Here is a 684-nt window from a genome sequence, read left to right on the forward strand (position 1 = left end):
ATCCATTTCTGGCATATTATAATCGGTAACAATTAAGTCAAATGATTGTGAGTTTAATTGCTCTATCGCTTGTTTACCATCTTCAGCTTCTACTGGTGCAGGGATCCCCATGCCAGCAAGTACACGAATAATATGCTTACGTGCAAAACGGCTGTCGTCAACAACCAGTACTCGCAATAAAGTTATATCAAAGTGCTCAAGCTCTACCTCTTCTTCGGTAATAATGTCTAAAGTGGCTTTTAGCGCGCGTGTAATAGCCTCGGCGCTAAATGGCTTAGGTAAAATAGCGAGTACACCCGACTGCCTTAATTGTTCAAGATACTTTTTATTACGCTCGCTCGATACCAACATAAATGCTTGGTGTTCTGTACGTGGGGTAGATCTTATTTGCTGTAATAACGTGTCTGCAGTGCCATCAGCAAAGTACATACTGCTAATAACTAAATCAGGTTGGTACTTTTCAAGCATTGTTAAAGCTTGCAGTTGTGTCGCCGCCGTTTCAACTTGTTTTACACCACATTGAGTTAGTGATTTTATTATAAGCTTTTGCTGCACATCTGAAGGCTCTACTAATAATATTGATAAATTGGCTATTGCGGTTAAATCACTCATTTATATCTCTTCAGTGTTATTGTATTTTATAAAGCGGTTGCTTTTATTCACTAATATTATAGAACAACTCTG

The 684-nt window shown here is 38.3% G+C and carries 1 protein-coding gene; it reads right to left on the reverse strand.

Features of this window, described 5'->3' with window-relative positions; translation table 11 throughout:
• Positions 1-612 (reverse strand): response regulator transcription factor (locus CWB66_RS11725; RefSeq protein WP_138585518.1); only part of this gene is annotated, 612 nt, incomplete at its 3' end.
• Positions 613-684 lie beyond the last annotated feature (72 nt).

This window comes from Pseudoalteromonas sp. S558 (assembly GCF_005886635.1).
GTDB classification, from domain to species: domain Bacteria; phylum Pseudomonadota; class Gammaproteobacteria; order Enterobacterales; family Alteromonadaceae; genus Pseudoalteromonas; species Pseudoalteromonas aliena.